The 26,727-nt window shown below is 48.1% G+C and carries 24 protein-coding genes; 17 read left to right on the top strand and 7 right to left on the bottom strand.

Annotated elements, in window-relative coordinates; all coding sequences use genetic code 11:
* Positions 1 to 57: 57 nt before the first annotated feature.
* The 5 genes from ACFQ45_RS08585 (at position 58) to ACFQ45_RS08565 (ending at position 6,849) form a co-directional block, all read left to right on the top strand.
* Positions 58 to 3,207, top strand: a complete 3,150-nt coding sequence (locus ACFQ45_RS08585; RefSeq protein ID WP_377366676.1) for an ATP-binding protein — start codon at positions 58 to 60, stop codon at positions 3,205 to 3,207.
* 3 nt (positions 3,208 to 3,210) lie between these two features.
* The gene (locus ACFQ45_RS08580; RefSeq protein WP_377366675.1) at positions 3,211 to 3,558 is read left to right on the top strand and encodes an Hpt domain-containing protein; all 348 of its coding nucleotides are present in this window, start codon (positions 3,211 to 3,213) and stop codon (positions 3,556 to 3,558) included.
* A 37-nt stretch (positions 3,559 to 3,595) separates the two neighbouring features.
* Positions 3,596 to 4,774, top strand: coding sequence for a GAK system CofD-like protein (locus ACFQ45_RS08575; RefSeq protein WP_377366673.1), 1,179 nt, complete (start codon positions 3,596 to 3,598; stop codon positions 4,772 to 4,774).
* A gap of 103 nt (positions 4,775 to 4,877) precedes the next feature.
* Complete coding sequence (locus tag ACFQ45_RS08570; RefSeq protein ID WP_377366671.1) at positions 4,878 to 5,888, top strand: response regulator; 1,011 nt, start codon at positions 4,878 to 4,880, stop codon at positions 5,886 to 5,888.
* Between the two features lies 1 nt (position 5,889).
* Positions 5,890 to 6,849: a sensor domain-containing diguanylate cyclase gene (locus tag ACFQ45_RS08565; protein WP_377366670.1), complete on the top strand. Its 960-nt coding sequence runs from the start codon at positions 5,890 to 5,892 to the stop codon at positions 6,847 to 6,849.
* Positions 6,850 to 6,908: 59 nt separating this feature from the next.
* Here ACFQ45_RS08565 and rimK read toward each other — a convergent pair whose 3' ends face one another.
* Positions 6,909 to 8,294: a 30S ribosomal protein S6--L-glutamate ligase gene (rimK, locus tag ACFQ45_RS08560; protein WP_452600451.1), complete on the bottom strand. Its 1,386-nt coding sequence runs from the start codon at positions 8,292 to 8,294 to the stop codon at positions 6,909 to 6,911.
* Positions 8,295 to 8,543: 249 nt separating this feature from the next.
* Between rimK and ACFQ45_RS08550 the strand changes: the two genes are divergently transcribed.
* Positions 8,544 to 9,458, top strand: coding sequence for a D-hexose-6-phosphate mutarotase (locus tag ACFQ45_RS08550; protein ID WP_377366668.1), 915 nt, complete (start codon positions 8,544 to 8,546; stop codon positions 9,456 to 9,458).
* Between the two features lie 59 nt (positions 9,459 to 9,517).
* Here ACFQ45_RS08550 and ACFQ45_RS08545 read toward each other — a convergent pair whose 3' ends face one another.
* Complete coding sequence (locus tag ACFQ45_RS08545; protein ID WP_377366666.1) at positions 9,518 to 10,294, bottom strand: exodeoxyribonuclease III; 777 nt, start codon at positions 10,292 to 10,294, stop codon at positions 9,518 to 9,520.
* Positions 10,295 to 10,411: 117 nt separating this feature from the next.
* On the opposite strand from ACFQ45_RS08545, the gene pyrE reads away from it, so the two are divergent.
* Entirely contained in the window at positions 10,412 to 11,059 is a 648-nt protein-coding gene (gene pyrE / locus ACFQ45_RS08540; protein WP_377366664.1) for an orotate phosphoribosyltransferase, read from the top strand.
* A gap of 21 nt (positions 11,060 to 11,080) precedes the next feature.
* Here the strand turns inward: pyrE and slmA are convergent, their stop codons facing one another.
* The 4 genes from slmA to coaBC all read right to left on the bottom strand — a co-directional run bounded on the left by slmA (position 11,081) and on the right by coaBC (position 14,631).
* Positions 11,081 to 11,677, bottom strand: coding sequence for a nucleoid occlusion factor SlmA (gene slmA / locus ACFQ45_RS08535; RefSeq protein WP_377366662.1), 597 nt, complete (start codon positions 11,675 to 11,677; stop codon positions 11,081 to 11,083).
* A 43-nt stretch (positions 11,678 to 11,720) separates the two neighbouring features.
* Positions 11,721 to 12,629 (bottom strand): acetylglutamate kinase, encoded by a 909-nt coding sequence (gene argB, locus ACFQ45_RS08530; RefSeq protein ID WP_377366660.1) that lies wholly within the window; start codon positions 12,627 to 12,629, stop codon positions 11,721 to 11,723.
* Positions 12,630 to 12,949: 320 nt separating this feature from the next.
* On the bottom strand, positions 12,950 to 13,408 hold the full coding sequence (gene dut / locus ACFQ45_RS08525; protein ID WP_377366658.1) for a dUTP diphosphatase: 459 nt from the start codon (positions 13,406 to 13,408) through the stop codon (positions 12,950 to 12,952).
* The gene (coaBC, locus tag ACFQ45_RS08520; RefSeq protein ID WP_377366656.1) at positions 13,405 to 14,631 is read right to left on the bottom strand and encodes a bifunctional phosphopantothenoylcysteine decarboxylase/phosphopantothenate--cysteine ligase CoaBC; all 1,227 of its coding nucleotides are present in this window, start codon (positions 14,629 to 14,631) and stop codon (positions 13,405 to 13,407) included. Before coaBC ends, dut begins: the two co-directional genes overlap by 4 nt.
* A gap of 110 nt (positions 14,632 to 14,741) precedes the next feature.
* Here coaBC and radC point away from each other — a divergent pair, with 110 nt between their 5' ends.
* From radC to cdd, 10 genes are all read left to right on the top strand, one after another.
* Positions 14,742 to 15,416, top strand: coding sequence for a RadC family protein (gene radC, locus ACFQ45_RS08515; RefSeq protein ID WP_377366654.1), 675 nt, complete (start codon positions 14,742 to 14,744; stop codon positions 15,414 to 15,416).
* A 213-nt stretch (positions 15,417 to 15,629) separates the two neighbouring features.
* Positions 15,630 to 15,866, top strand: a complete 237-nt coding sequence (rpmB, locus tag ACFQ45_RS08510; RefSeq protein WP_055463997.1) for a 50S ribosomal protein L28 — start codon at positions 15,630 to 15,632, stop codon at positions 15,864 to 15,866.
* 12 nt (positions 15,867 to 15,878) lie between these two features.
* The gene (rpmG, locus tag ACFQ45_RS08505; RefSeq protein ID WP_111637483.1) at positions 15,879 to 16,049 is read left to right on the top strand and encodes a 50S ribosomal protein L33; all 171 of its coding nucleotides are present in this window, start codon (positions 15,879 to 15,881) and stop codon (positions 16,047 to 16,049) included.
* Positions 16,050 to 16,215: 166 nt separating this feature from the next.
* Positions 16,216 to 17,865, top strand: coding sequence for a leucine-rich repeat domain-containing protein (locus tag ACFQ45_RS08500; protein ID WP_377366652.1), 1,650 nt, complete (start codon positions 16,216 to 16,218; stop codon positions 17,863 to 17,865).
* Positions 17,866 to 17,943: 78 nt separating this feature from the next.
* Positions 17,944 to 18,762, top strand: coding sequence for a bifunctional DNA-formamidopyrimidine glycosylase/DNA-(apurinic or apyrimidinic site) lyase (gene mutM, locus ACFQ45_RS08495; RefSeq protein WP_377366650.1), 819 nt, complete (start codon positions 17,944 to 17,946; stop codon positions 18,760 to 18,762).
* Between the two features lie 221 nt (positions 18,763 to 18,983).
* Entirely contained in the window at positions 18,984 to 19,979 is a 996-nt protein-coding gene (locus ACFQ45_RS08490; RefSeq protein WP_377366648.1) for a BMP family lipoprotein, read from the top strand.
* Between the two features lie 77 nt (positions 19,980 to 20,056).
* Complete coding sequence (locus ACFQ45_RS08485; protein ID WP_377366647.1) at positions 20,057 to 21,610, top strand: ABC transporter ATP-binding protein; 1,554 nt, start codon at positions 20,057 to 20,059, stop codon at positions 21,608 to 21,610.
* The gene (locus ACFQ45_RS08480; RefSeq protein WP_377366645.1) at positions 21,607 to 22,704 is read left to right on the top strand and encodes an ABC transporter permease; all 1,098 of its coding nucleotides are present in this window, start codon (positions 21,607 to 21,609) and stop codon (positions 22,702 to 22,704) included. Before ACFQ45_RS08485 ends, ACFQ45_RS08480 begins: the two co-directional genes overlap by 4 nt.
* 9 nt (positions 22,705 to 22,713) lie before the next feature.
* Positions 22,714 to 23,682, top strand: a complete 969-nt coding sequence (locus ACFQ45_RS08475) for an ABC transporter permease (RefSeq protein ID WP_377366643.1) — start codon at positions 22,714 to 22,716, stop codon at positions 23,680 to 23,682.
* Positions 23,682 to 24,080, top strand: a complete 399-nt coding sequence (gene cdd, locus ACFQ45_RS08470) for a cytidine deaminase (RefSeq protein WP_377366641.1) — start codon at positions 23,682 to 23,684, stop codon at positions 24,078 to 24,080. Before ACFQ45_RS08475 ends, cdd begins: the two co-directional genes overlap by 1 nt.
* 39 nt (positions 24,081 to 24,119) lie before the next feature.
* On the opposite strand, the gene ACFQ45_RS08465 is transcribed toward cdd, so the two are convergent.
* Entirely contained in the window at positions 24,120 to 26,555 is a 2,436-nt protein-coding gene (locus ACFQ45_RS08465; RefSeq protein WP_377366640.1) for a bifunctional acetate--CoA ligase family protein/GNAT family N-acetyltransferase, read from the bottom strand.
* Positions 26,556 to 26,727: the final 172 nt, after the last annotated feature.

Raw genomic sequence — 26,727 nt, 5'->3', positions numbered from 1 at the left:
TCTTGCCGTAGCTCTCAGACGGCTTAGTTTAGAGATAGAAAGGTATCGCTCTCTTCTATGACGCATCTAATTAAAGTTTTGTCTTTCACGGCTATCAGTTATTTCTTAGCGGGATGGCTTGGTTTGTTGTTTGCGGTGCCGCCTGGTTATGCCACGGTGATCTGGCCTGCATCCGGTGTGGCCATAGCCGCTTGTTTGCTATTTGGTTATCGCGCTGCCTTTGGTGTGTTCTTTGGCTCCATGGCTGTCAATGTGTCCGTTGGGTTTTCAAATACGGGTGACATTGCTTTTCTGATTCCTGCATTGATTGCGGCAGGAAGTACCCTACAAACCTTCTTCAGTTATGGGCTTATTAGACGCTTCATCGGTGGGCGTCTTGAGTTTTTTAATGTGCGCCACGTGCTTTTGTTCATTTTACTAGGCGGTCCGATTGGCTGTTTGGTGAGTGCGAGTGTGGGCACTAGTGTTTTGTATTTCTTTGAGATTTTACCTAGTTCTCAGGTACCGCTTAATTGGCTCAGCTGGTGGTTAGGGGATTCCGTTGGCGTCATTGTGACGGTGCCCTGGTTAGCAGTGGTCTTCCGTAAACGGTTTGAAGTGTATTTTGATCGTCCTGGGCGAGTCTTGGTTTCCCTCTTTATTGTTGCTTTGACCACGGTTTTGATCTCTGTCTCTACGGCGTATTTTGAGTTAAATAAGCAACAGCAGGTGTTTCAAAGTAATGCTGAGCTGAATGCCAATGCCCTAAGCGAACGTATTAAAAACTCAGTGGACATTTTGTACGGGCTGGCTGGGTACGTCCGTGGTAGTAATGTGATTACCGTGGATGAGTTTTCTGATTATGCTAGCAACATCATGGCCCGAGACCGGGCTTTAAAAGCCTTGTCGATTAACAGTGTGATTTCTCGCTCTGAATTGCCGGGTTTTGAGCGGTATATGAGTGATATTTATGGGGAGCCGTTCAGGGTTGTTCAGCGCAATAGTGACGGTAAGCTGGCTCCGGTCGATGAACGAGATCGCTATGTGTCAGTGGGGCTGATTTATCCGCTAGAGCCGAACAAGCTAGCCCTTGGCTTTGACGTATATTCTGAGCGCTTGCGCCGCAACGCTATCAATGAGGCGATTCGTCTCAACGCCGCCCATCCGACTCCCGCTATTACTTTGGTACAGGATGCGAAAGCAGTGCTGATGTTTTTGCCTGTGTACCAAGGGCAAAAGCTTGTGGCCATGGCCACCGGATTGTTTGAAGTAGCAGATTTGACCAGCCGCATTTTGGGCCCCGATGAATTGGGCAATACACAAGTATATTTGGTGGATCGTATTGGTGCTAAGGGGAATAGCCAGCCTTACATTCTGTCTGCCAGTGGTAATGCGGAGTTCGATGGTGAGTCTTTAATGCAAGGGCTAGCTCAAGGGCATTTTCCTTCCGCTCATAGGGCTATGATTCCTGTGGGGGCGCATCGATGGGAATTGGTGCATGTCAGTCGTTATCGTTTTATTACTCAGCCTTGGGGAACGCACTTTGTTTTAGTGGGTGGCCTATTTGTCGCGGGTTTATTGGGGTGGATGTTTTGTCTAGTGTTCAGTCACGCGGCACAAGTGGAGCGACAGGTGGATGCCCGAACCAAGGAGCTTTCCCTTGCTAACGCGGCATTACGTGAGTCTGGGCAGAAGCTGAAACATGCCATTGCCGATGCTCAAGAAGCGAATCAGGCGAAAAGCCGATTTCTCGCCAATATGAGCCATGAAATTCGCACCCCTTTAAATGGTATGTTGGGGAGTTTGTCGTTGCTACAGGGCAAGTCACTCTCTCTTGATCAACAGAAGCTAGTTGAATTAGCCAGTCAAAGCGGCGATGCCTTGCTGGATTTAATCAATGATATTTTGGATCTATCTAAGATCGAAGCGGGTGAGCTTGAGCTAGATTATGCAGATTTTGATCTCCAAGATCTGCTGGAAGATGTGGCGAGTTTGATGCGTATCAAAGCCCTCGAAAAAGGTGTGACACTGGTCGCTCCAGAGACTTTGCTGCCAGCAATGTGGGCCTATGGTGATCGCTTGCGGGTGCGTCAGGTGGTGGTCAACCTGGTTGGAAATGCCATCAAGTTTACTCCGGCAGGAGGGACTGTGCGCCTGGTGGCGGAGGTGTTAAGTCAAACTAATGGAAATACCCAGATTCGCATATCAGTAATCGATACTGGGATTGGTATTTCTGATGAATTACAGTCCCGTCTGTTCCAGCGCTTTAAGCAAGCGGACAGCTCTACCACTCGTCGCTATGGCGGAACTGGACTCGGGTTAGCGATTTCCCGTGAGTTAGTAGAGGCCATGGATGGAGACGTTGGGGTCGCCAGTACTTTAGGGGAAGGTTCAACTTTCTGGTGTGTTTTACCATTTGAAACAAAAGCCATGACCGAGTTGGAGGCGCCTTCAGTCATGCTGGCCCAGAGTTATTACATAGCTTCAAGCCAAACGGATGTGTCTTACCTAAAGGCCTTGATGGACAATTATGCTAAACCATTGACTGTCATTGGTCATGAATCAGAATTGCCCGATGAATTAGCTTCAAAAGATATCATTTTTGTGGACGATGCTTATCTTCTAGGGGGCGCCACTGAGCGGTTACGTCAGTATACCTCTCAAGTTGTTTTGTTGGCCGAGCAGAATACGGACCTGCGTCAGGTGGAGCAATTTTGTGCCACGTCTATTTATAAGCCGATTCATCGTAAGGCCTTAATAGCCTCTATTGAGCAAGCCCTATCAACGCAACAAACCGTCACTCCAATTAACGCAAAGACACAGTCAGAATTTAGGGTAACTGCTAAAATATTATTAGTAGAAGATAATTTGACGAATCAGATTGTTGCTAAGGGCATGTTAGGTGTCTTAGGGGCAAGTGTTGATGTGGCTGCGGACGGTGCTCAAGCTTTAGAGTATGCCGAAAAAGAGCCCTATGATTTGATCTTTATGGATTGCCAAATGCCAGTTATGGATGGCTATGAGGCGACCAGAAGAATTCGTCAGTTGTCTGGAGGCAGTGCTACGTCTTGCCGAGTACCTATCGTCGCCTTAAGTGCTAATGCGATGAAAGGGGACGACAAACTATGTTTTGATGCTGGAATGGATGATCACATTCCCAAACCAGTGACCAAACAACATTTGCAAGACGCACTGAGTCGATGGATCCCTGATAATATTTTAGGATGATTTATGAGTGTGTTAGAGCATTTTGACTACAAAGATTACAACAGTCGAATGGGCGAAAATGCGGAATTGATGGCCTTGGTAGCGAGTGAATATTTGCGAGAAAGCGAAGAAATCATGGACCGACTTGAGTTGGCCGTGGCGGGTATGGATTTTGAAAAGGTTCGATCGATTGCCCATCGATTAAAGGGGGCTTCTTCGGAGGTCTCCGCGCAATCATTGTCTGACCTGTGTAAACGTCTAGAAGACGCGGCAAAGGCTAATGATGATGGGCAAGTTTTAGCCTTGATGAGAGTGTTAAAAGCAGCCTATAAAACGCTACTACTAGAGATCAAGGAAACATTAGCGTTATAGTAAGTCATTCTTCTATGGCTTCTTGTTAAGGCTTCCAATGCCCAGTGTATCGAGAAAGTTAATTGTTCCTGATATGGTTCGGGTTCACCGTTACCAAAGCTCACCTGAATTAGGGCCCGCACTGCTTTTTTTCAGCGGTGGGTCGGCCCTAAATAAAATCTCCCGTTGTTTAAAACGTTATACCCATCACTCTATTCATATGGTGACTCCATTTGACTCTGGAGGCAGCTCCGCAAAGTTACGTTTGGCGTTTAATATGCCTGCGGTGGGGGATTTGCGAAGCCGTATAATGGCCCTGGCTGATGAAACAGTGTTAGGTCAGCCAGATGTTTACCAGTTGTTTAGTTACCGATTGAGTCACGAAGTATCCTCAGCAAGCCTACTTCAAGAGCTTGAGAGCTTGGTTGATGGGGAACACCCTCTGATGGCAAATATTGTTGCTCCGATGAAGGTGCTGATCCAGACTCAGTTGTCCCGACTACAAAAGAAGCTTCCAGATGGTTTTGATCTAAGAGGAGCAAGCGTAGGTAACTTGATTATTGCTGGTGGTTATTTGAATAATCAAGAACTACTCGATCCCATCGTATTTTTGTTTTCTCGATTAGTGGAAACCCTAGGACAAGTAACAACCATTATTGATGAGGGGTATCACCTTGGGGTCACGCTTGCCAATGGAAAGCAGGTGATCGGTCAGCATCTGATTACTGGCAAAGAAGTTGAACCACTTGATTCACCGATACGTAATATCTGGCTAAATGATGGTGTAAGCACTTACACTCCGGTCTCGCCAACACTCCCTAAAGATCGAGCAGATCAGATTGCGGAAGCTGCGTTGATTTGCTATCCGCCGGGGAGCTTTTTTACCAGCATAGTGGCTAATTTATTGGTGGAAGGGGTGTCTGGGGCGATTGTTAAAAACCTCAATCCGAAAATATACCTGCCAAATTTGGGAGATGACCCAGAGCAGCAAGGCTGGGGGGTAATGGATCGGGTGCGCTATTTGATTTCCATGTTACTGGGGGATGAGCCTGAGTCTAACGCCCAGAGTAGAGTGTTAGACTGGTTGTTACTCGATGATACCTATGATTATGGCGACCTCGATGAGGGATTGCTGGAGAGCTGGGGAGTGCAGGTGGTCAAAACGCCATTGGTAACAAGTAAGCCTGATAGGTACGATGAGCAATTGGTGGTTCATGCCTTGCTATCGTTCGTGTAACTGAGTGTAGGTTCACTTTTTTGCTACAAATGATTGATTAAAAAAGATACTATCATCATATATTTATACATTTAACGCCCATTAGTAGGTACCCCAAAGCGTCATGAGTAAACGAATTCTTATCTGTGATGACTCAGGCATTGCTAGAAAGCAGCTGTCTCGCATTCTGCCCTCTGAATGGGATGCTCAAGTAGAGTTCGCTAATAATGGACAGGAAGCAGTTGATCATATTGGTCAGCACCCCGTTGACCTATTATTTTTAGATCTAAATATGCCTGTAATGGACGGTTATCAAACCCTTGAGGCGTTAAAGTCCATTGCGAATCCTCCAAAAGTGATTGTTGTATCGGGTGACATTCAGGCTCAAGCCCTAGAGCGAGTAAAAGCTTTAGGTGCCATCGACTTTTTGAAAAAACCTGTGGATTCAGCCGTTCTGGTTGCGGCTCTGGAAGCTCATCATCTAATGGGGATGGAACATGCGGAAGGAGGACTGATTTTAGGGGATGTGGTTGAAGACTTCTCCCTGAGCCAGTGTCTACAAGAGGTGTCGAATGTCTCTATGGGGCGTGCGGCGAGTGTTCTAGCGGATATGTTGAATGTCTTCGTAAAACTGCCTGTACCTAAGGTAAACATCCTAGAAGTCAGTGAGTTGCAAATGGCCCTCAGCTATGGCGCCATGAACAACGGTCGCTGTTCAGCGGTGACTCAGGGCTTCGTCGGAGCAGGTATTGCTATGGAAGCCCTGCTGATCTTCTCTGACTCCAGCTTCCCAGATATGGCTAAGCTGTTAAATGTAACGGAAAAGATTGACCGTGACATGGAAATTGAGCTGTTAATGGATGTGTCATCTGTATTGATTGGGCCCTTTATCAAAGCCCTCGGTGATCAGCTGAATATCGATTTTAGCCACAGTCATCCAGTGGTGATGGGGCAGCATATCAAGGTAGCGGATCTCATCAATGTGAAGCGTGCTCAGTGGAAACGAACCCTCGCCGTAGAAATCGTGTATGAAGTTGAAAACTATAAAATTAGCTGTGATTTGATGATGTTGTTTACAGAAGACTCTTTGCCCGTGCTTGAGCATCTTTTGTCCTATTTGGTAGAGGAAGACTAAGATGAACCAGCAAGCGGACATGACTGAGCTGCATTGGCTGTTTGATATGCTTCAGCATATCGATGTGGGGCTAGTGGTACTTAATAATCGCTATGAAGTGGAGCTTTGGAATGGCTTTATGGAAAACCATTCTGGCGTCAGTTCCAGCAATGCTCGTACCAAATCCTTGTTCTCGATTTTTCCAACCATTAATCAAGATTGGCTAAAGCAGAAGCTTGATAATGTGTTGGCGCTACGTACGCCCATATATGTTTCCTGGGAGCAGCGACCGTATTTGTTTCCGTTTAAATCCTATCGCTCCATCACCAGCCTTTCAGAAAAGATGTTCCAAAACGTGGTGATCAGACCAATCAACAATGCCAATGGCACAGTGACCCATTTGTGCTTGGTGGTCTACGATGTGACGGATGTGGCGACTAATAAGGCAGCCTTATCCTCTGCCAATCGTAAGTTGGATCAGTTAAGCAAAATTGATGGATTAACCGAGCTAAACAATCGTTCTAGTCTAGATCGTGCGATCAAGGTCACATTTGATTCCTTTGCTAAGGGGAATGCAGGGCCGCATTCTTTAGTGATGGCGGACATCGACTTTTTTAAGAAGGTAAATGACACCTATGGTCATCCTATTGGGGATCAGGTGCTTCAAGAAGTGGCGAAGATACTGTCATCGGGTTCCCGTAAGGGAGACTTTGTGGGACGTTTTGGCGGAGAAGAGTTTTGCGTTTTGTTGCCCAACACTGGGATCAATGGCGCCTACCAATATTGTGAAAAAATGCGCTCTGAAATTGAGCAGGCCGTGATTAAAACAGGCAAAGGTGAGATTAAGATCACCATCAGTATGGGGGTTTGTGAGATTGATGAATCCCATAAGACGACAGCCCAATGGCTGGAAGCCGCTGACAGTGCTTTGTATAAAGCCAAAGAAGGTGGTCGTAACCAAACTGTGAAAGCCAACGGTTAGTACCGTGTGTTTAATATAAGAAAGGCCACCCTAGGGTGGCCTTTTTTTATCTGAAGGGACTAGCTAAGTTTGCTCGCCAGGCGCTTTTCAATCGCCGTGATCATGCGCGTGGCGATGTCTTCGTTGGTGGCGGTTTCAATGCCTTGTAGGCCTGGGGAGGAGTTCACTTCCAATAGCAATGGGCCATTGTTAGAGCGGATAAGATCCACCCCAGCCACTTTAAGGTTCATGGCTTTGGCAGCTTTTATGGCGATGCGTTTTTCTTCTGCGGTCACTTTCACAAGCTCGGCTCGGCCACCTTGGTGAATGTTGGCGCGGAACTCGCCAGGAGCCGCCACCCGTTGAATGGAAGCCACAACCTTGCCGTCGATGACGAAGCAACGTAGGTCTTTACCACTGGCTTCTTTAATGAACTCTTGCACCAAAATATTGGCATTTAAGCTCTTGAACGCATTAATAACCGATTCGGCTGCTTTTTTGGTTTCTGCCAATACCACGCCTTTACCTTGAGTGCCCTCTAGCAACTTCACAATCAATGGGGCGCCACCCACCATGTTAATCAAATCCGTTGTGTCGAGTGGTGAGTTGGCAAAACCTGTGGTGGGTATGGCCAATCCATGCTCTAGTAAGAGTTGCAGCGAGCGTAACTTGTCCCGGGATTGAGCGATCGAGACGGAGTCGTTTAAGCAAAAAATGCCCAGTGATTCAAACTGACGCAACAGTGTACAAGCATAAAAAGTCATACTTGGACGAATGCGTGGAATCACCGCATCGAGATCGTTCAAGATACGTCCGCCCCGATAATGGATCTCTGGGGTGGTAGCGTCCAGCTTCATATAGCAATGACGCACGTTCAAAAACTGCATCTCATGACCGCGGGCTTCACCTGCTTCGATGATGCGGCGATTACTGTACAGCTCAGGATTACTGGCTAATACGCCAATCTTAAGGCCGCCTTCTTTGATCTCAGGGGCTTGATAAAGATCGGCTAAGGATTCTTGCAAGCGATCACCGAAAATACAGCTGATTTGAGGGTCCACTAGCAGGCGGCCATTCATGGCTTCACGGCCTAGGAGCATGCGATAGCCCATGCTGTCACGATCCGTCAAGGTGACTTCCACTTCCCAAGTGCGATCTCCCAGCTGAAGCGGTACACGGATCACAAAACGGCGCTCACGGTCACCGCTAGAGCTTTTGATCACGCGCTGGTCAATGACTTCAGCTTCACAACTGATCACGACTTTGCGACTGTCTTGGATAGGGTGTACGTCAAATGCGGCCCAGAGTTGTCCTGAACGCTGGAAGGTTTGGATATTGACCGCATGCAGTGAGGATGTCTTTGCCCCTGAATCCACACGCGCTTTAATAGCTGGGATGTTCAGTGATGGAAAAGCGCACCATTCGGCGTTACCCACCACCATTTTTTGATCAAAAAAATCAGTCATAATGCAAAATTCTCAATGAGGTTGGCGTTTTAAATGTAGCCAAAGTGAGATGTGAAAGATAGGTTTTCAAGGTGCGTTTTAGACAGCCTTTTATGGATTGCGTTATAGCTTAATATCTCAGAATTGGTAAGTGTTATTTTGTATTCTGACATTATTTTGCCATTTGAATGTTAAGCATCACGTCAAACTATTGTAATACCCGATTGAAGGGCTAATATGGCTCTACTGCGTGAACGATTGGAGCGACGAATGAATGCTCAGCTAATTCAAGAGCTGGAAGCGCTAGGTGGAGAAATACTGCCTGCAAGTCTTAGAGATTGTGATGAGATCATTATTGATCAGCCAAGTTACACTGCCCGTATTGCACTTTGGGGCGGTCATTTAGTGAGTTTTATTCCAGCAGGTCAGCCTGACCTGTTGTTTCAATCCACCAATGAAGGGGCACAAACCCGCTTTGGTCGCCGCCATTTTGGTGTGCCTGTGTGTTGGCCTTGGTTTGGAGCCAATGCTGAGGACGAAGATTTTCCCGCCCATGGTTTGGCGCGCTACTTCCGCTGGGAGTTGGTGGAAGTCGGACGCTTCAAAAATGGCGATGCCAAGATTGTGATTCGTTTGGCCTCAGAAGATCATCCGCTGATTGAAGAAATGTGGCCCCATGCGTTTGAATTGCGACAAGTGTTCCGCTTCGGGGAAGGCTTCAGTGTTAACTTTTCTGCTGCAAACCTTTCAGAAGCTTCCATGCCGGTATCTGAGGCTTTGCATACCTATTTTAAAGTAGGCAGCCAAGAGCAGGCTCAAGTAGTTGGCTTGGACGGTGTGACTTACATCGATAAGTTTAACGAGGGCAAAGAGTTTCAGCAGAGTGGCTCTGTGAGTCCTTGTGATACCCTTGATCGGGTTTATGTGAATGCTCCAAACAGTATTGAACTGGTGGACCCTGTATTGTCCCGTAAGCTGATCATCGAAACAGAGGGCAGTGAATCTACGGTACTTTGGAACCCAGGGGAAGCCTTGGCAAAATTGCGTACCGATTTAGAAGATCACGAGTATCAAGAGTTTGTGTGTGTTGAAACGGCAAATGCTTTGGTAAACCGTTACACAATTAAGCCCGGTGACATGCATCAGTTGCGTGTTAGCGTTAAGGCTGAAGCTTTGGATGCCTAATGCTTTTAGGTATTAAGAAAAAGCCCAACTAAGTGCTGGGCTTTTTTGATGGTGCTTCATTAATCTAGATCGTATTCCATGATCAGTGGCGCATGGTCAGAGAAACGCTGACCTTTATAAACGCTGCCCCCTTGGATCACGTGCTTAAGGCCTGGTGTGGCGATCTGGTAGTCCAAGCGACCCCCTTCGTCCAGCTTCCAAGCCCGTTCGTAGTCTGGCCACCAAGTGTATTGCTTATCTTGCTTGTTTACCTGGCGGAACGCATCAATGTATTCGTGATCGTTGAAGATCTCGTTAATCCATTTGCGCTCTTCAGGCAAAAAGCCAGAGTTACGTTGATTGACGAACCAGCTGCTCACGTCAATAGGGGAACGAGCCACATTGGTCGTACCACAGAAGATAAATTCACGACGTTTACGACGTGTTTTGATCAAGTGGTTCTTAAAGCCTTCCATAAAGCGGTACTTATGCTCTTGTAAGGCTTCTTCATGGTTAGACCCATGAGGTGTCAAAAAGGAGCCGATGCTGACTTTATCGAAGTCCGCTTGAATAAAGCGTCCTTCAAAGTCGCACTCCGAAAACCCCATACCTGTCATAATCGCTTTAGGCATGGATTTCGAGTAGATCGCAACCCCAGCTTCTTCCGGATCATTGAGTGAATCAAAGAAGTACGCATTGTACTCAGGTGGGAAGAAAACACTGTCATTAAGGCTGCGTTCGTCCGCTTGAATGTCTTGCAGACACACAACATCTGGGTTCTGACGCAGCATCCAGTCGAAGAACCCACGTTCCGCTGCTTGTTTTATACCGTTTACATTAAGGCTGATGACCTTCATTTCTGGTCCCTACAATTCCTAGCCGTGTGTTATATTAGCGCCCATTGTTCGTCAGGAAAGCATATTCCTGTCACGAGAGGCAATTCATTTGTAGTTTTTAATCTTTCTGGAGTTGGCATGAAACCGTACCAAAGAGACTTTATAGAGTTCGCCATTGAGCAAAATGTACTACGTTTTGGCGAATTTACACTTAAATCGGGTCGTGTAAGCCCGTATTTCTTTAACGCTGGCCTGTTCAGTACTGGACAAGCTCTGGCGAAATTGGGTCGTTTCTACGCTGCTGCCTTGGTTGAAGCGGGCGTGCCATTTGATGTCCTATTTGGCCCAGCTTACAAGGGTATCCCTTTAGCAACAACCACAGCCGTTGCGCTTTACGATCATCACGACATTGATACGCCTTACGTATTCAATCGCAAAGAAGCGAAAGATCACGGTGAAGGTGGCACCCTTGTAGGGGCTCCGCTTCAAGGCAAGATCATGATCATTGACGATGTTATTACTGCTGGTACTGCCATCCGCGAAGTGATGGACATCATCAACAATGCGGGTGCGACGCCAGCAGGTGTGCTGATTGCGTTAAACCGTCAAGAGCGTGGCCGTGGCGAACTGTCTGCTATCCAAGAGGTTGAGAGAGATTTCTCTATGCCTGTGGTGAGCATTGTTTCCCTTAACGACATCATGACGTATCTGGCTGAACAGGACTCTCCTGAGTTTGCTCAACATCTTTCTGCAATCAAAGCATACCGTGATCAATACGGCGTGTAATGATGATGGCCGTTCTTATGATTAAGAGCGGCCAGCCATCAATGTTGGAGCAATGGCTTCCCATTGTTCCGACCAAGCTTGCAATGGCTTGGTTTTGTACTCAGTTCGCACATATTGGCGAATTTTGCCTTCCAATAGCGCGAGTAAATAGTTAGCGCAGGGCATTGTGCCCATGACTGGGCGCAAAGACTGCTTCAAGTCGGCTTCTCGAATCACTTGTCGTAATTGGGTTTCAATACGATCAAACAATTGCGCAATGCGCACGCGAAGGCGTTCTGTTTCCCCAGCTAAGGCATCACCTGTAAGCAGGCGACACATGCCCGGGTTTTGCTCTGCAAAGCCAAGGGTCAGGGTGAGGATCATTTCCAAACGAGCCGTCACGTCACTTTCATCCTGAATAATTCGATGAATGCGTGAAAACAGAGTTTCTTCAATGAACTCAATCAAGCCTTCAAACATCTTCGCTTTACTAGGAAAGTGGCGGTAAAGCGCGGCTTCAGACACGCCCACTTCTTTTGCTAAGGCCGCAGTGGTGATACGAGCACCTGGGCTGCTCTCTAACATGGCTGCCAGTGCTTGTAAGATTTCCGTGCGTCTGTCGCTTTTTTTAGTACTCATATCATCACTGCCTATCGCGTATCGTCATTAATAGTTTAGCGAGTTAAGCGTCTTTGTTTTGGTTGGTGATCAGGGTGCCGACGCCCGTATCGGTAAAGATTTCCAATAGAGTGGCGTGGGGAACTCGTCCATCAACAATCACTGCGCTGGTAACGCCTGCATTGACCGCAGACAAAGCACAGCTGATTTTAGGTAGCATGCCACCGTAAATGGTGCCATCTGCAATCAGTGCATCCACTTGAGCGGTGCTTAACCCCGTTAGTACATTGCCTTGCTTATCTTGAACACCTGAAATGTTTGTCAATAACATGAGCTTCTCGGCATTCACTGCTTCAGCGACTTTCCCTGCAACTAGGTCAGCATTAATGTTGTAAGAGTTGCCTTCGTCATCCACACCAATAGGGGCAATAACAGGAATGAAATCACTGTTTTCTAAGACGCTTAGAACACTGGTATCAATGCTAGACACTTCGCCAACGTGGCCAATGTCTACTTGTTCTGGGGCAGACATGCCTTCTGCTTGATGCTTCACAAACAACTTTTTCGCTTTGATGAAGTTGCTGTCTTTACCAGTCAGACCAATGGCTTTCCCGCCCGCACGGTTGATCAGATTAACAATGTCTTTGTTTACTTGGCCACCTAGGACCATTTCAACCACATCCATGGTGGCGCCGTCAGTGACACGCATTCCATTGATGAATTTTGATTCGATGTTGAGCTTTTGTAGCATTTCACCGATTTGTGGGCCGCCACCGTGTACGACAATCGGGTTAATGCCGATGGCTTTCATCAATACGATGTCTCGTGCAAATCCTGCTTGTAGAGCTTCATCAGTCATGGCGTTGCCGCCGTATTTGATGACCAGCGTTTTGCCAGCAAAACGTTGGATGTATGGAAGTGATTCACTCAGTACTTGAGCAACATCAAGGGCAGATTCGCGAGTGTAAGCCACGGCTTGGTAACTCCTGTTGTTATTCGTAGGCGATCCAGAATATGAGCGTTTGGATCAAGGCGTTAGGTCTAAATCTTACAGAAGAAATGTATCAGAACGATGACGTGCCGTTCTTTCAATGAGTGTAAGCGACCACTTATGGGTCAAAATAATAACGTGAACTTGCGTTTCACTCTAGCGATAAAATAAATAAATTGACGCAAATTTGACCGCTTACAGAGATATTTAATTACGTAAGTCCGGATAGGTGAGGTGGGTGAATTCATGGAGCAAAGAAGTTGAGAAAAACTCAACTCTCATGCTCCACTCATCCAAAAGGCTTAGTTCATGCCCGTGGAGCCGAAGCCCCCAGTACCGCGTTCTGTCGCTTCGAATTCTTCGACAATGTTGAACTCTGCTTGCACCACCGGCAGCAGCACAAGCTGGGCGACGCGCTCGCCAGGTTCAATGGTAAAAGCGGTTTGTCCGCGGTTCCAGCAAGAGACCATCAGCTCCCCTTGGTAATCCGAGTCGATCAAACCGACTAGATTGCCCAGCACGATACCGTGTTTGTGACCCAGTCCTGAACGAGGCAGTATGGTGGCCGCAAGATTAGGATCTTCAATGTAGATGGACAAACCCGTTGGTAGCAGGGTGGTTTGCCCCGGCTCCAAAACGACGGCTTCATCTAAACAAGCACGAAGATCGAGACCTGCAGAGCCTTCTGTGGCGTAGGCAGGCAGAGGAATCTCTTTGCCGATTTTGGGACTCAGAATTTTAAGTTGAATAGGGTGCTTCATGTGTCACTCGTTTGTGTCTGTTGATATTGAAAAATAAGTTCAACCAGCTCATCCGCTAAAGCAGATTTAGTGGATTTTTCTGGCGACCATTGCTGATCTTTTGACAGTACCGTCACTTCGTTTTGGTCTTGATTGAAGCCGATGTCACTGCGTGAGACGTCGTTTGCAATGATAAGATCAAGGCCTTTGCTCTCGAGCTTCTTGCGGGCGTACTCTAAAACATTTTGGGTTTCTGCCGCGAACCCCACCATGCATTGGGCGGCTTGCTCTGACGATAGGGTGGCAATGATGTCAGGGTTTTTCACCAACGTAAGTGTTAGGTCATTGCTGTCGCTGGTTTTTTTCATTTTTTGCTCCGCCACGTCCTTCATACGAAAGTCCGCAACGGCCGCAGCCCCGATAAATACATCCGCACCTTTTGCCGTCGCGGCACGGCAGGCATAGAGCATTTCTTGGGCGCTTTTAATGGCCACAAGTTTTACGTTGGCCGGAGGCGCTATTTGCGTGGGGCCACTGACTAACGTCACTGTGGCACCACGGGCTTGAGCCGCCTTAGCTAAGGCGTAACCCATCTTTCCAGAGCTGTGATTGCTGATATAGCGCACGGGATCGATGGCTTCCATGGTGGGCCCTGCGGTGATGACCCAGTGCTGTCCTGCTAAGTTTTGTTGTACCGGTGTGACAAGCTGCTCAATTGCGGCGAATAGGTCCGCCGGTTCTTCCATGCGTCCCGCACCCACATCCCCACAGGCTTGTGCTCCGGATGCTGGACCCATGATGGCAACACCACGTGATTGAAGAGTCACGAGGTTTGCTTGGGTGGCTGGGTGCTTCCACATGGCTTGGTTCATGGCGGGCGCCAAGGCTACAGGGGCTTCCGTCGCCAAACATAGGGTCGTGAGCAGATCATTTGCCATGCCCTGTGCGTAGCGTGCCATAAAGTCAGCTGACGCTGGGGCGATCATGATGAGATCCGCCCATTTGGCCAATTCTATGTGCCCCATGCCTTGTTCGGCCTCTGGATCGAGTAGTGAACTGCGCACTGGGTGGCCAGACACGGCTTGCAGTGTCATCTCTGTGACGAAGGCTTTGCCTCCTTCGGTTAACACCACCTGAATATCCGCACCGGCTTTACTCAGTAAGCGAATCAGTTCAATGGTTTTATAGGCGGCAATGCCACCAGTGATACCTACTAGAATCCGTTTGTTGACGAGACTAGACATACTTAGCTTCTTGTAACAAAGTGATGAAAAATTAACCTTGTTTGGCATTTCAGGACGAAGCGCTAAAAGGTCGGATTTAATGAGTCAAAGAGTATCACATGGAGGTGCGTATGAGTATTAAACAGTGGCCAGCCAGCGAACGCCCAAGGGAGAAGCTCATAGAGCAAGGAGCTCATGCATTGAGCGATGCAGAGTTGCTGGCGATCTTCCTGCGAACGGGGACTCAAGGTCTGAGTGCCGTAGAGCTGGCGCGGCGGGTGTTGCAAGAGTTTGGTGGGCTGAGGCCTATGTTGTCTGCTTCAAGGGAAGAGTTCTGCAAGGGCTTTGGTTTAGGGGATGCGAAGTACACCCAGCTGCAAGCGGTGCTGGAAATGTCGAAACGACATCTGCAAGAGCAGCTGACACGAGACACGGTATTTAACAGCGCCGAAGCAGTACGTACCTATTTATCCACTCAGTTGCGCCATGCCCAGCGTGAAATATTTGCGGTTTTATTTCTCGACTCCCAACATCGGCTTATTCGATATCAAGAGCTGTTTATGGGCACAGTGGACAGTGCGGCAGTGTACCCAAGAGAAGTGGTCAAAGCGGCGCTGACCCATAATGCCGCAGCGGTAATCTTGGCTCACAACCATCCATCCGGTGTGGCAGAGCCTAGCCAAGCGGACATCAATATTACCGAGCGTATTCGCAAAGCATTAGATCTTATTGATGTGAGATTGCTGGACCACTTTATTGTTGGGGATGAGCGGCCTCTGTCTTTGGCCGAACGAGGTTTGGTCTAACTAAGATGAAGGCGATTGATCATTTTTTAACAAATGATTTGCTGTTTAGGGGGCGCTGTGAGAGAATTCGCGCCGCTATATCCTCGGTACGGGATTTTGTGGCCCCCGCGTCCTCTTTGATGTTGTAATTTTAAAGAGTTCCAGAGTGACCCACGCTCCGCCTGAGGAAGTGCAAACTTCCAATAATCTTCGGATAGCATAAGGTATTTAATTATGTCTCGCGTATGTCAAGTTACTGGGAAGCGTCCTATTACAGGTAATAACGTTTCTCACTCAAAGCGTCACACTAAGCGTCGCTTTCTTCCTAACCTTCACTGGCACCGTTTTTGGGTAGAAAGTGAAAGCCGTTACGTTCGTCTTCGTGTATCTTCTAAAGGTATGCGTATCATCGATAAAAAAGGCATCGATTCAGTTTTGACTGAAATGCGTGCCCGTGGCGAAAAAGTATAAGGAATCTGAATTATGGCTTCTAAAGGCGCTCGCGATCTAATCCGCATGGTATCTTCTGCAGGTACTGGTCACTTCTACACGACTGACAAGAACAAGCGTAACACTCCAGACAAATTGGAGATGAAAAAGTACGATCCTGTTGTTCGTAAGCATGTGATGTACAAAGAAGCGAAAATTAAATAATTTCGCCTGATTTGTAATGAGAAAGCCGGCCTTAGCGCCGGCTTTTTTGTGTTTATAAATTGTCAATTTATAAGTCTTGTGTAAATTTTTTGTTCGAAAAGTAACCAAATGTTCAAAAAATAGGTTAAGTTATAATCTCTTCAAAACGAAATGCAGGGATTTAGCAATGCCATTTTCTCATCAGTTTTTAAAAATTCTAGGCTTATCATCAGTCGTTTTTTTGACGGCTTGTGGTGGGGACAGTGATTCCGATAGCGATAGCTCGACTGATTCGGGTAGCTCAAGTGGTTCAAATAATTCAAGTTTGGCTGGAACGACAAGTTTTAGTGAGTCGTTGGTTTTAGGTAAGCGATTTTTTATAACATCACCACAATCAAATGGTGTCACGGATATTTCTACGGCGGTGTTTGCCAGCTCAGGTAATACGGTTAACTGGGGAGAAGGTTACATTGATTCTGCAGATGGCTCCGATTATTTCCTTGAGGAATACTCTTGGTCTGTTGATTCGGGAAAAATGAGCGTTGATGGTACAGGTAGTATCAAATCTTCTAGTGATGACTACTTAGTTGTTTGTTTTTACGAGGACGATAACAGCTCAGACTGTGATGGTGATGATAACAATGAACGTTGGTATGTCGATAAAGACAAAGCGAATGCTTATGTAACCAGTAGTTCAACTGGTGGTACAAGCGTAAATTTAAACTTGATCACCGATTCTGTTCTAAAGGCTCAATTTACTGCTCTAGAGTTCGATTACATAGAGCAGGTTGAAGAGATTAACCGGCAGGATGCTGGTATTACTAGTGTTGCAGGGTTGCAACAATTTACGGAGCTAGAAAAGCTTACACTGTATGAAAACCAAATCAGTGATATTTCAGACCTTTCAGCTTTAATCAATCTAAGATGGTTGTTGATTAGTGATCAAGTTGATAGCAATGGCGATGATTTGAATTTAGAAAGCTATGATGCTATCGATTCAATGACGAAGTTAATTAAGCTAGAGCTTTCTGAGTATGACTCTGATAATCGGCCCGAAAAATTTGATTTGGCGGCGTTTATCAATGATACAAGTGCAGATAAGACCAATCTAGAGTTCCTTTTCTTCTGGGGGCTACCATTAACTAATACCGATGTCGCGGCAATTGATGGACTGACTAGTTTGAGAAAACTGTCTATATCGGAAGGGGTTGTGACGGATTTTGATCAATGGAATACAACTTGGAATAACGTTACTGAGTTAAGAGTGAGTGGTAACACGGCGAAGGCTACTTTAAGTCTTGCTGAATTGGTAAGTGGTGGAATTGTTTGGTCCAATATAGAAAAGTTGGAACTTTCTAATACCGATATCGACGGAACTGATCTAGTGACTATTTTGGATGGTGTCAGTGGTTCTGATGGTAGTTTGAGGTTTCTTGATATCCAGAACACCAATATTACTTCTTATGATGCATTCGACAATTACTCATTACCAAAACTTGAGCGAATAAAACTAAAATATGGAGCCGGTTCTTCCAATAGAGCGACATACGATCTAGGAGGGGATTTACCTTTCACTAAATCTAAGATGACGCGTTTAGAGATAGAAAATGGTGATATCTCGAATTTCGATGTGGCTTCCTATACGTCGTTGGAAAGACTGGATATTCGTGATTCCAATATTACGGATACGACGGTGGCGGACTTTAAAGCAGCGTTGGCAGGACTTTCTAGCCTTAGCCGGGTGGACATTGGTAATGCTCAGATCGCGGGTGCCTCATTTACGTGTAATGACATCGGTGTGGGGACTTCTACAACCGCTACAAGCTGTAGGCAGTAAAGCTTAAGTTACGCTAAAGCGTGTCTACAGTGAGAAACCTCCTTATACTTGAACGCTTCAATATAAGGAGGTTTTCTTTTGCCTGAATTACCCGAAGTCGAAACCACCAAAAACGGCATTGCGCCGCATATTCTAAATAAAACCATTTCTGCCATTGAGATTCGCCAGCCTCAATTGCGTTGGCCGATCCCTGCCGAAGTATCTGAAAAGCTGCCTAATCAAACGGTGCGGGATGTGACTCGCCGTGGTAAATACATTGGTGTGCATACGGATGCTGGGACCTTGATCATTCATTTGGGGATGTCCGGTAGCTTGTACTTTGTGGAACCCAATACGCCGCCGCTGTTCCATGACCATGTTGATATCCATTTTGGTGCGCAGTCACCGGTTTTGCGTTATACCGATCCACGCCGCTTTGGTGCCATGATGTGGCAAGAAGGGAATTGGACAGACCATGAATTGCTGAATCACCTAGGTCCTGAGCCGTTAACACAAGCCTTTAATGTGGACTATTTGTACGCTAAGACTCGGGGTCGAAAACAGGCGATCAAGCAGTTCATTATGGACAGTAAAGTGGTCGTTGGTGTGGGGAATATCTATGCCAATGAGGCCCTGTTTATGGCGGGGATTCGTCCAACCCGAGCTGCTGGCAACATCAGCAAAGCCCGCTTAGCCGTGTTTGTAGAGAAGATTAAACTCGTGTTGGCCGCCGCGATTGAGCAGGGCGGTACGACCCTGCGTGATTTCATTGGTGGTGATGGTAAGCCCGGGTACTTTAAACAGGAGCTTAAGGTCTATGGTCGGGCCGAGCAGCCTTGCCGAGTGTGCCAAACCCCATTGAAAGAAATTCGTCAGGGGCAACGCAGCACTGTTTACTGCGTGCAATGTCAAAAATAGCGTCTGGGCATGTTTATTGCTGATTTTTAATTTCACAGCGAAAAATGCGTTCAACGTCTACCTTTTACAGGGAATCGCCGCATTGTTTAGGGTTTCCCTGAAATAATAGTGCAATTGTGCAAGCGAGGATTGCGCTCAAACGGTAATCAGTTTATTTTTGACCGATTAGCCAGCTTTATCTTAAAAGCGGGCTACCCAGACCAATATAAAGAGGAATGAGAATGAAAGGTGTCTTTCTTGTATCTGCTACAGCGCTAGCAATCGCAGCGGCTTCTGCCCAAGCTGCTGATATCAAACCAGCAGTGGTTTATGACCAAGCGGGTAAATTTGATAAATCCTTCAACGAAGGTGTTTACAACGGTATTACGAAGTACACAGAAGACACAGGTATTCAAGTTCGTGAATCTGAGCCTAAAAACGAAGCTCAGGTAGAGCAAAACCTACGCCGCTTGGCTAAACGTGGCTACACGCCAATCGTTGCTGTGGGTTTCAACATGGCGTCTGCTGTGTCGAAAGTGGCGCAAGACTTCCCTGAGATCCAGTTCAGCATCATTGATGGTGTGATTGATCAGCCAAACGTGCAGTCTATTGTCTTCAAAGAGCACGAAGGTTCCTTCCTAGTGGGTGCTTTGGCGGCTATGGCTTCTAAAACAGACACAGTGGGCTTCGTGGGTGGCATGGACATCCCTCTGATCCGCAAATTTGGTTGTGGTTACGAGCAAGGTGCCAAGTACATCACGTCTGATGCAACTGTCATTCAAAACATGACTGGCTCTACTGGTGCAGCGTTCAACGATCCGACTAAAGGTTCTGAGCTTGCGAAAAGCCAATTCTCTCAAGGTGCTGACGTAGTCTTCGCTGCTGCTGGGGGTACCGGTATCGGTGTTTACCAAGCCGCTAAAGACGAAGGCAAATTGGCCATCGGTGTTGACTCTAACCAAAACCACATTCAACCAGGCACTATGCTGACCTCAATGGTTAAGCGTGTGGATCTGGCTGCCTACAAGGTGTTTGCAGATGCGAACGCGGGTGAGTGGACATCTGGTCTAACGGTACTTGGCCTAGCAGAAGGCGGTGTTGATTGGGCGCTTGATGACAACAACGCAAGTCTAATCACTGAAGAGATGAAGACTAAAATTGCAGATGTGAAGCAGCACATCATCAGTGGCGATATCCAAGTACATGACTACATGTCAGACAATACTTGTAACTACTAATACGTAGTCAAGCAGCTGCTCGCTAACAGGGCGAGTAGCTGCTTTTTTTTGTTTAGAATTCTTAAATAGAACGGTTTATGAGCAATCAAACACCTCCATACGCAATCGAGTTAGAAGGGATCTCTAAGCGCTTTGGCGCCGTGCAGGCAAACAAAGACATCAGTCTGCAAGTACCCACTGGCACCATTCACGGCATCATTGGTGAAAACGGTGCAGGGAAATCCACTCTAATGAGCATCATCTACGGTTTTTACGAAGCCGATACGGGGTCGATCTCCATTGATGGTGAAAAAGTCGATATTCGTAATTCCCAAGATGCGATCAAAGTAGGCATCGGCATGGTTCACCAGCATTTCATGTTGGTCGAGAACTTCTCGGTACTAGAAAACATCGTATTGGGGGCGGAAGGCGGTGCCGTGCTCAAGCATGGTCTTGATGCCGCTCGAGAAGAGCTCAAACGCCTTGAGTCTGAATACCACCTAGATGTGGACGTTGATGCCATTGTAGAAGACCTGCCAGTGGGTTTGCAGCAACGTGTAGAAATCCTCAAAGCCTTGTACCGTGGTGCCAAAATTCTGATTCTTGATGAGCCTACTGGGGTGTTAACACCACAGGAAGCGGATCACCTATTCAGAATCCTGAAATCCCTGAAAGAGCAGGGTGTGACGGTGATTTTGATCACCCACAAATTGCGCGAGATTCTTGCCTCCACGGATAACGTTTCGGTTATGCGTCAAGGGGAAATGGTAGCCCACCGTGAAACGGCCACCACTGATAAAGAAGAGCTTGCTGAGCTCATGGTCGGTAAAAAAGTACGTCTTAAGGTTAATAAAGACGATGCTACGCCACAGCAAACTGTCTTGTCAGCGAAAGACTTGTCTCTATTTGATGAGCAAGGGGTTGAGCGTCTGAAGAAGGTTTCTTTGGAGCTGAAAGCCGGTGAGATCCTAGGTATTGCTGGGGTATCCGGTAATGGTCAAAGTGAGTTGCTAAACGTGCTGTCAGGCATCGCAACCATGTCGTCTGGGTCGATTGAATTTGCCGGTCAAACCATTACGCCTAACGCCCCCAAAGACGCGGCACAGATGCGTGAGCTAAAGATGGCTCATGTGCCAGAAGACCGACATAAGATGGGCTTGGTGACAGGGTTTGAAGCCTATGAAGCGGCCGTGTTGGGATACCACAATTCAGAAGCTTATAACGGTCGCTGGTTGATGAGCCGTAAAGCGATGTTCAAAGAGTGTGAACAGCGCATGGCGGATTGGGATGTGCGTCCTCCAAACCCTCTGTTAAAAACGGCGAATTTCTCTGGTGGTAACCAGCAGAAGATTGTTATCGCTCGTGAAGTGGAGCAAAACCCAGATGTGTTGTTGATCGGCCAGCCTACCCGTGGGGTAGACATAGGGGCGATTGAAAACATTCACGAGCAGATTGTTAAACTACGGGATGCAGGCAAAGCCATTTTGCTGGTGTCCGTGGAACTTGATGAAATTATGGCTTTGAGTGATCGAATTATTGTGATGTTTGATGGCGCTGTGGTGGGCGAAGTCCCTGCCAGCGAAGCGGATGAACGCACCCTTGGCTTGATGATGGCCAATGCGTGGAACGAGGGACAAGGAGCAAACCCATGAGTCAGGCGAAAGTCCCTGTTTGGGTCAGCGTAGGCTTGATCCCACTGTTAAATATTCTGCTAGCCTTCTTTGTTTCGGGTTTGGTATTTGTGGCCATTGGTCAGGACCCATTCGAAGCGGCAGGCTATCTTTTATACGGTGCGTTTGGTTATGACGAAGGTATCGGTTACACCCTGTATTACGCTACGAACTTAATCTTCACCGGTCTTGCGGTCTCTATCGCCTTCAAGGCGGGGCTGTTTAACATCGGTGGGGAAGGTCAGGCTTATATCGGTGGTTTGGGCGTGGGCTTGTTGTGCCTATGGTTAGACAGCTCCATGCCACTGATCATTATCGCCCCCTTGGCCATTATTGGTGGCGCGGTCTTTGGTGCTGCTTGGGCATACATTCCAGCGTATTTGCAGGCTCGACGTGGTAGTCACATCGTAATCACGACCATCATGTTCAACTTCATTGCCTCCTCCTTGATGGTTTATCTAATGGTGAACTGGCTAAAAGAAGAAGGCATGATGTCGCCAATTAGCCGTACTTTCCAAGAAAGTGCTTGGCTACCTTATTTGCATGACATCTTCACGCCTCTTGGCCTAGACATTGGTGACTCGCCCTTGAACCTAGCCTTTATCCTAGCCTTGTTAGGCTGTGTGATTTATTGGGCCTTGGTCTGGCATACCCGTTGGGGCTACCAGCTACGTACTGTGGGCACGAACCCTACAGCGGCACGTTATGCAGGGATTGATAATGCCAAAGTGACCATTTGGGTGATGCTGATCTCAGGTGCGTTCGCGGGTTTGGTGGGCGTCAACGAAATCATGGGGGTTAACCACAACCTGTTGCTAAACTTTACCGCAGGCTATGGCTTTGCTGGGATTGCGGTAGCGTTGATGGGGCGTAACCACCCAATCGGAATTATTTTGGCTGCGATTTTGTTTGGTGCCTTGTACCAAGGTGGTGCGGAGTTGGCTTTTGAGATTCCAAGCATCACACCTGAAATCGTGGTAGTGATCCAAGGTCTAGTGATCCTCTTCTCTGGGGCGCTGGAAAACATGTTTAAAGGCCGAATTGAAGGCTATTTCTTACGCAAAGCGGCAGCATAGGAGCGCGGTATGTTTGAAACATTAATACTGATTCTCGATGCGACCTTACGCGTATCGACACCCTTGATTTTGGCGGCCTTAGCTGGCTTGTTTTCAGAGCGCTCTGGTATCGTTGATATCGGTCTTGAAGGCAAGATGTTGGCGGGGGCGTTTGCTGCCGCAGCCGCAGCCGCTGTATTTGGTTCTGCATGGCTAGGGCTATTGTTCGCGATTGCCGCATCGGTGTTTTTGGCGCTGATTCACGGCTTTGCTTGTATTACTCACCGTGGTGATCACATCGTGTCTGGTGTGGCGATTAACACCATAGTGGCAGGGTTAACTGTGACCTTAGGTCTGGATTGGTTTAACCAAGGTGGTCAGACTCCAGCTCTTACTGGTGACGCGCGTTTTACCCCGATTATCTTTCCGTTTGCGGAGCAATTAGCAGACGTGCCTGTGATTGGCCTAATCTATTCTGAATTGCTGAGCGGTCATAATATTTTGGTGTACTTGGCCTTTGCCATGGTGCCAACCACTTATTGGGTGGTGTTTAAAACACGTTTTGGCTTGCGTTTGCGTGCCGTGGGGGAAAACCCTCATGCGGTGGATACCGCAGGTATCTCGGTGGCGCTGGTGCGTTACCGCGCTTTGATCATCTGTGGTGTCTTGTGTGGTATCGCAGGGGCTTACTTGTCCACTGCTCACAACGCAGGCTTCTTGAAGGATATGAGTGCCGGTAAAGGCTACATGGCCTTGGCTGCTTTGATCTTTGGTAAGTGGCGTCCAGTGCCTGTGCTGTTTGCTTGTCTGTTGTTTGGTTTCTTGGATGCCGTAGCGGTGCGCTTACAAGGTGTGTCTTTGCCGGGTATCGGGGAAGTGCCGGTTCAGGCGATTGAAGTCTTGCCATACGTGCTGACGGTGCTCTTGTTGGCGGGCTTTATCGGTAAAGCGGTGGGACCAAAAGCCATCGGTAAGCCGTATGTGAAGGAACGTGCCTAATGTCGAATCATGACGACTGGCTCCAGCTGAGCGAGCAAGCTATGAGTAGGGCCTATGTGCCTTACTCTAAATTTCAGGTGGGTGCGGTGATTGAGACGGAATCGGGAGCGGTGTTCTCTGGCTGTAATGTGGAGAATGCGTCTTACCCAGAAGGCACTTGCGCAGAAGCAGGGGCCATTTCCGCTATGGTGATGGGTGGCGAGCATCGAATCCGTCAGATCTATGTGATGGGCAAGGGTGTGGAGTTGGTGACGCCTTGCGGTGGTTGTCGTCAGAGGATTCGTGAGTTTGCTGACGAACATACCCAGATCCATATCTGTTCTCCAGAAGGTGTCCGTAAAACCCTTTCCATGAACGAGCTGTTGCCGTTTTCATTTGGTCCTGACAATTTGAAGTAATCGTCAGTTAGCCATGCTAAAGCCGACGTCCCTATCGGGTCAGTCGGCTTTTTTGTGGGCGGAGGATTTTTTCAGGGCGTCTTTGACCCCGTCGATGAACTTAGGTGTTAAGCGCACGTAAGCGGTGACAAGACTAATGTCGTCTGGGTCTCGCTTGATGGTGAAGCCAATGCGGCGGCAGAAATCGATCATGCGCTTGTTTTGTGCCAGCACAGTGCCTTTCATTTCTTTGATGCCTTTGAAGTGCGCCACTAAGAAGAGGCGGCGCATCAATAAGGCGGCCAGTCCTTGTCCTTGGTGTTCATCTCCAATGACAACAGCAAATTCACAGCTGCTGTCATCAAAATTGTCGCTGAAGCGTGCCGCTCCCATGAGTTGAGGTTGTCCGTCTTGTTCTCCTACCGCGATAAGGGCCATTTCTCGGTCGTAATCAATGTGGGACAAGCTGGAGATCATTCGTGGTGTCAGCTCTGAAATATTGGCGATAAAGCGGAAATAGCGACTTTCATGGGACAGATTCTTAACGAAATCCGCCATCATGTATGAATCCCGTGGCAAGATGGGCCGTAGCGTAATGTCTTGGCCATCTTTCAAGGTGACTTGCTTGACCCATTGGCGAGGGTAAGGCTGGATCGCCAAGTGTTCGTAGCGCTTCAGCTTAGGGCAGCTTTTTAATGTGGCGCTCACATCCGCAAAGATACTGCCGCTGTCATGGATCCGCACATCCGCCAAGGACAGGCTTTCAAATTCCGGTAGCTCGCACACCATGGTGGAGAAGCTGCGCAGTAGGTCTTCCAGCTCGAAGGATTCTTCCACCGAGGGAAAGGCCCGGTGGATCAAATCTTTCGCCAAGATGGTGTTCAAGGGCGGTAGGGCGACGGCTTCCGTTTGGTGGTGCCACTGGTTTGCCCCTTCCAAAGACAAGCCAATCGCTGGCCCAAATACGGGGTCTCGAAAGGCACGTAGATGTATGGGCGCTTGCAGCACATAGTTGGCTTGGCGACGAGCGATTAAACGGAAGTTGAATAAGTCAAAAACGCCCTTTAAATCTTCAGCACTGGGGGAAGTGTTCCCTGCTTTGATCAAGTCTTTTAGCTGGGCTCTGGCGGCAGCCACATCAATGTTAAATCGGAAAGCGTGGCTATCAGGTGTTTGCTTTGCGAGTAGCTGGTTGCGCTGGAATTGCTCGAGGAATTGGAAACCTTCAATGGCCGCTTCTGGGGTTCTAAACGTAGGGATACCTGCCTCGTTAATGCGTGTGCGCATGGCCACCATGTGCCCGCCCCCTAGCATACATACCATTACCAGCTTCTTTTGCTTCTTATGGAGTTGGAGGACTTGATCGTACAAGGAGGCAATGTTGATCAGGGCGGTGGGACTGAGCATTAACAGAACGGCACCACATTCTTTATCCTGCAGTGCGGTGTTCGCCAGCTCCACAAACAAATCTGCGTCACAGCTGGCCCAAGCAGTGGTAATGCGGCCAACGCTGCCACGGCCTGCCATAGTGGTTTCAAGCTGGTTTCGCAGTGACTCGCTGGGGGTCAACAAGCTGACGTTGAGCTCTTCTGCCCGCTGGGCGGCGAGTTCCCCTGGGCCAGCCCCGTTGCCAATGACCATTAGAGAGCCGCCTTTGACCCGTCGAGCATTGGTCATGACCGATGCTGCAGCGACTAAATCATTTAACCGACGACCACGTACCGCGCCTGTTCGACTTAGGGCTGCGTCTAATACGCGAGGATCGGCCCCTACATTGTGTTCGGTGACCACGGCCACGGGTTTGGATCGGCTGGCCGCACGCAAACTGCTCAAAAAGCGTGTGGTGGAGCCAATCTTTTGTAAGTACATCAAGATGGATTGGCTCTCGAAGTCGTTAGATAGGAAGTCGAGTATTTGGGATGGCATCACATCCACCGGACTGCCCATGGACACCACCTGTGAAAAGCCAATACCCTGCCAAGTGGCCCAGTCCACAAGAGCGCTGGCCACTGTGCCTGATTGAGACAAGAGGGCAAGGCGTCCCGCTAATGGCTGAGTAAGGCCAAGCCATGCAGAGAAGCCTTGTTTAGGGCGGCAAATACCAAAACTGTTGGGGCCCATTAAGCGAACGTTGTGCTGGCGGGCGGCTTTTTGGATGTCATCTGGTGATTCATGGGTGCCCGTTAAGACTAATAAAGCAGCAATACCTGCGTCGCCGCATTGTTCAATGAGGGAGACCAAAGGGGTGTTAGTTTCCCCCGCTAATATGGCTAGGTCTGGCGTTTTTTGTATGTCATTCAAGTGCTTGATATGGTCAAACGGCAAAGTGCCCACAGCGTCGTCTGGACGCACGCCCAAAAGGGTCGTCACGCCACGGCGCCCACCATAGGACAGGGCGCGAAGCACTGCCAAGAGCAGCGGACTTTGGCCATCTTCCCCCGTGAAGACTAAGATGGAAGATGGCGCCAGCAAAGGTTGCAGAGCGTGTTGGGGCATGCAAGTGTCTCCCTGAGTAGCCTGTAGCGAACGTCTCGGCGATAGGGCCTTCGCTCAACGACAGAGAATGCACAGTTTCTTTAGCAGTCTAGACCAATGTCGGATAGGCTGCTGATATGGATGTGTGGCTTCATATGACTGACAGGCTTTGTTGAAGCCTAGATACATAGTA

The sequence above is a fragment of the Rhodanobacter aciditrophus genome (assembly GCF_042679525.1).
Lineage (GTDB): Bacteria > Pseudomonadota > Gammaproteobacteria > Pseudomonadales > Marinomonadaceae > Marinomonas > Marinomonas aciditrophus.
Note: the sequence above shows the minus strand (reverse complement) of the source record. Positions and strands in the feature narration are given on the sequence as shown.

What these genes read in the sequence shown, in the direction of transcription:
- ACFQ45_RS08580 (WP_377366675.1), top strand. Translation starts at nt 3,211, where the DNA reads ATGAGTGTGTTAGAGCATTTTGACTACAAAGATTACAACAGTCGAATG.
- ACFQ45_RS08475 (WP_377366643.1), top strand. Translation starts at nt 22,714, where the DNA reads ATGTTTGAAACATTAATACTGATTCTCGATGCGACCTTACGCGTATCG.
- ACFQ45_RS08485 (WP_377366647.1), top strand. Translation starts at nt 20,057, where the DNA reads ATGAGCAATCAAACACCTCCATACGCAATCGAGTTAGAAGGGATCTCT.
- rpmB (WP_055463997.1), top strand. Translation starts at nt 15,630, where the DNA reads ATGTCTCGCGTATGTCAAGTTACTGGGAAGCGTCCTATTACAGGTAAT.
- ACFQ45_RS08465 (WP_377366640.1), bottom strand. Translation starts at nt 26,555, where the DNA reads ATGCCCCAACACGCTCTGCAACCTTTGCTGGCGCCATCTTCCATCTTA.
- pyrE (WP_377366664.1), top strand. Translation starts at nt 10,412, where the DNA reads ATGAAACCGTACCAAAGAGACTTTATAGAGTTCGCCATTGAGCAAAAT.
- rimK (WP_452600451.1), bottom strand. Translation starts at nt 8,294, where the DNA reads ATGACTGATTTTTTTGATCAAAAAATGGTGGTGGGTAACGCCGAATGG.
- rpmG (WP_111637483.1), top strand. Translation starts at nt 15,879, where the DNA reads ATGGCTTCTAAAGGCGCTCGCGATCTAATCCGCATGGTATCTTCTGCA.
- ACFQ45_RS08585 (WP_377366676.1), top strand. Translation starts at nt 58, where the DNA reads ATGACGCATCTAATTAAAGTTTTGTCTTTCACGGCTATCAGTTATTTC.
- coaBC (WP_377366656.1), bottom strand. Translation starts at nt 14,631, where the DNA reads ATGTCTAGTCTCGTCAACAAACGGATTCTAGTAGGTATCACTGGTGGC.
- ACFQ45_RS08545 (WP_377366666.1), bottom strand. Translation starts at nt 10,294, where the DNA reads ATGAAGGTCATCAGCCTTAATGTAAACGGTATAAAACAAGCAGCGGAA.
- radC (WP_377366654.1), top strand. Translation starts at nt 14,742, where the DNA reads ATGAGTATTAAACAGTGGCCAGCCAGCGAACGCCCAAGGGAGAAGCTC.
- ACFQ45_RS08500 (WP_377366652.1), top strand. Translation starts at nt 16,216, where the DNA reads ATGCCATTTTCTCATCAGTTTTTAAAAATTCTAGGCTTATCATCAGTC.
- ACFQ45_RS08565 (WP_377366670.1), top strand. Translation starts at nt 5,890, where the DNA reads ATGAACCAGCAAGCGGACATGACTGAGCTGCATTGGCTGTTTGATATG.
- ACFQ45_RS08550 (WP_377366668.1), top strand. Translation starts at nt 8,544, where the DNA reads ATGAATGCTCAGCTAATTCAAGAGCTGGAAGCGCTAGGTGGAGAAATA.
- cdd (WP_377366641.1), top strand. Translation starts at nt 23,682, where the DNA reads ATGTCGAATCATGACGACTGGCTCCAGCTGAGCGAGCAAGCTATGAGT.
- ACFQ45_RS08490 (WP_377366648.1), top strand. Translation starts at nt 18,984, where the DNA reads ATGAAAGGTGTCTTTCTTGTATCTGCTACAGCGCTAGCAATCGCAGCG.
- ACFQ45_RS08575 (WP_377366673.1), top strand. Translation starts at nt 3,596, where the DNA reads ATGCCCAGTGTATCGAGAAAGTTAATTGTTCCTGATATGGTTCGGGTT.
- ACFQ45_RS08570 (WP_377366671.1), top strand. Translation starts at nt 4,878, where the DNA reads ATGAGTAAACGAATTCTTATCTGTGATGACTCAGGCATTGCTAGAAAG.
- ACFQ45_RS08480 (WP_377366645.1), top strand. Translation starts at nt 21,607, where the DNA reads ATGAGTCAGGCGAAAGTCCCTGTTTGGGTCAGCGTAGGCTTGATCCCA.
- slmA (WP_377366662.1), bottom strand. Translation starts at nt 11,677, where the DNA reads ATGAGTACTAAAAAAAGCGACAGACGCACGGAAATCTTACAAGCACTG.
- dut (WP_377366658.1), bottom strand. Translation starts at nt 13,408, where the DNA reads ATGAAGCACCCTATTCAACTTAAAATTCTGAGTCCCAAAATCGGCAAA.